The 3,324-nt window shown below is 47.8% G+C and carries 1 protein-coding gene and 1 pseudogene; both read left to right on the forward strand.

What is annotated here, in order from left to right; all coding sequences use genetic code 11:
• Positions 1 to 325 precede the first annotated feature (325 nt).
• Positions 326 to 743 (forward strand): annotated as a pseudogene (locus QT994_RS27975) (response regulator transcription factor); the annotation flags it as partial.
• Between the two features lie 201 nt (positions 744 to 944).
• A partial coding sequence (locus tag QT994_RS27215; RefSeq protein ID WP_333180185.1) for an esterase-like activity of phytase family protein occupies positions 945 to 3,324 on the forward strand: 2,380 nt, incomplete at its 3' end.

Here is a 3,324-nt window from a genome sequence, read left to right on the forward strand (position 1 = left end):
TATCTTGCACTTTATTCTCGCTCACGCCATCGAAACCCAGGCCACGCAATATGCGAGCGATTATTCAGCAAGCCCTATTTAGAATGAAATAGCCCTGCCACTCAGTTTTTTCGCTTCTGTGCTTTATTGCGTAAGCATCCCTATTTAAAAACTGTCCGGAGTATTGAGAGATAAAACTTTTCTTTTAACTCACTATTAGAGCTAGGGCGTCTGGAAGAGTTCGTCATCAATGTGATAATTATACGGAATAACTCGCTCCGAATTGACCTTTGTTAGCCAGAAAATTGTTTGTTTTTGGTCGTTATGTGTATTTACAAGTACCCCACAAGCGTTAATTGAAAGATTGATTCCAGCCGAATCTCAGTGATATTGCCTCAAGGCAATTGCCGCGGAAACTTGGGTTTTTGCAATTCGATCGGTAGCGGCGCGTGCTTCGTGGTGGTATAAGCCAGCAACTGCGGCAAATGGGGCGATTTTGACTAATCCTGAACCTGTGAAAGTTGGGTCAAAATCAGAAGTTTTGGAAAATCCGCTGACGAAACGAGAACCGGAAATCCTGGCTTTATTTGCGGGGGAAAAGCAATCAGGAAATTGCACAAATATTGTACATTCCTCCGGGTACGGTGGGGGTTCATGTGCACGAGATTTTGCAAAAGTTAGAAGGGCGCGATCGCACTCAAGCTGCTGTACTCGCCATTCAGAAAGAATTGGTAGCAGAAAAACTTTTGGCGATCGAACCCTAAAAAGGCGATTTTTGTACTGGAATAGTCGGTTTTTGAAATAGATTACTTGCTAAAGGCGCATCTACAAGATGAATCTGTTGCAGCTTCACGGAAAATTAATATCAGTCTTGATGGTTAATTTTGTTCGTGACATTTAAGGTGTGAATTTGCTAAGCTCGATACATCTTAATTTTCCTATGGTCATCTAACCAAAGGTGTATTGTGCCAAATTTTATCAGTTCAGTTTTTAGTTCGATCGCCTTTATCGACTCTGCGCTTCCCGACAGCCAAACTCTCCACAACGGTATCGAACCGGGGACAGAAGTAATTACCTTGGATTCGGCCCGGGATGGAGTAGCACAAATCACGGCAGCGCTAGCAAGTCGCAGCCATATCAAAAGCATTCATATAATCTCTCACGGTCGCCCCGCGAGTTTGCTGCTAGGCGCGATCGATCTAAACTTGACAAATTTAAAAACTTATGCTAATCAATTGCAGCGGTGGTCGCGATCGCTGGCAGACAGTGGAGAGATTTTGCTGTATGGGTGTGATGTAGCGGCGGGGGAGAAGGGCGCTAACTTTGTGCAGCAAGTGAGTCAGCTAACCAAGGCAAAAATTGCTGCTTCAAGGGGGCCGATCGGCAGTTCGGCTATGGGCGGAGACTGGCAGCTAGATTATACAACGGGAGCGATGTCCTCTGGGTTGGCGATCGACCCAGCCACAATGGCCGCTTATCAATTTGTGTTTGGTCTACAACTTTTGGGACAAGCAGGATTTCCGGCAAATACAACTTTTGGAACACCAACAACTCAGGTAGGTGGACTGTCTGGCCTTACCTACGCGGGCAACAATACTTACTACGCTATCTCCGACGGGCGCAATATTCCTGGTGCAAGTCCCGGCCCGTCTCGCTTTTACACCCTGACTATACCTACTGTGAGTTCGGGTAGCTTGACACCAGCACCAGGACAAGTTAATTTTACAGCGGTGACACAGATTGGCAATCCGCCTGCCTTTCCCTTTGCCCCAGATACATCGGATACAGAGGGCATTGGCTTCATCGGCGGTAATGTCTTCGTTTCTTCTGAAGGCAATTTCTCGACAAATACCCCGCCTTTTATCAATAGCTTCGCCATTGCAACGGGACAGCAAAACCTAGTGCTGCCTATTTCTTTTCCCAAATACGACGCATTAGCAGCTACTACCACTGGCATCCGCAACAATCAAGGTTTTGAAAGTCTGACCATTACTCCCAGTCAAAGTTTTCTGTTTACAGCAACAGAAAATGCTCTCGAACAAGACGGTACTGCTTCAAGTGCAACGGCAGGCGCGCGATCGCGAATTTTAAGATATAACTTAGCCACAAACACCGCAAACGGAGAATTTCTTTACAACACCGATCCACGCAACGGCATTTCGGAAATGCTGGCAGTTGATGATAATACCCTGCTGGTTCTCGAACGTTTTCTTGACTTATCGACGAATTCGCCGTCAGGGGATTTGAAGCTTTATCAAGTTTCTTTAAACGGTGCGACTGACATTCAAAGCAATACTGGCTTGATTGCTTCTGGTGTTGCTGGCATTACACCGGTATCGAAAACTCTGATTGCTGATTTCCCAAACACTTCCGGCTTTCCGCTAAACAATTTTGAAGGGATGACATTGGGGCCTTCTCAGACAGCGACTGGGAAGCGATCGCTCATTCTTGTCAGCGACAACAATTTTGTCCTTCCCACCGCATTCGCAGCCTTTGCAGCCAACCACGCACCTGTACTCGACAACAGCGGAACGCCGACACTAACAGCAATTAACGAAGATGTACCTTCTGCCAGCAACACCGGCACCTTAGTTTCTGCTTTAATTGCAGGTGCTGTTACAGATATCGACACCGCCGACACTCAAGGAATTGCAGTCACGGCGACAGACAATACTAACGGCAGTTGGGAATATTCAACTGATAGCGGTTCGACTTGGACGGCATTCGGCACGCCGTCAACAGCAGCAGCAAGACTGCTAGCAGGCAATAATGCCAGCATCCGCTTTGTTCCCAATGCTGACTACAACGGCACTGCCAATATCACGTATCAGGCATGGGATGGAACGACAACAAACTCTGGCACCACTACTACCTTCACGAACCGCGGGACGGGTGATATTTCGACTGCCAGCAGTATGGGGGGGTTAGCAGCTTTCAGTACAGCATCCGAGACAGCAACAATTACCGTTAAGCCTCCCAACAATCCGCCAACAGCCAATCCCGACCTCTACAACGTCTTGCACGATCGAGTGCTCGCCGGACTTCCAGGAGTTTTATTCAATGACTTCGACTTGGACAAAGACCCTTTAGACACGTTGAGTGCTGCTCTCGTCACAGGGCCGACCAAAGGTAAACTCGTACTCAATCCCAAAGGGGATTTCACCTACACTCCCAACCCAGGCTTTGTAGGCCTTGATACCTTCACCTACAGCGTTAGCGACGGGGCTGCGACAGTCCCCGCCACGGTGAATATCAACGTTACTAACAGTCCGCCAACAGCCAATCCCGACCTCTACAACGTCTTGCACGATCGAGTGCTCGCCGGACTTCCAGGAGTTTTATTCA

Source organism: Microcoleus sp. S13_B4 (genome assembly GCF_036700885.1).
Classification (GTDB): domain Bacteria; phylum Cyanobacteriota; class Cyanobacteriia; order Cyanobacteriales; family Microcoleaceae; genus Microcoleus.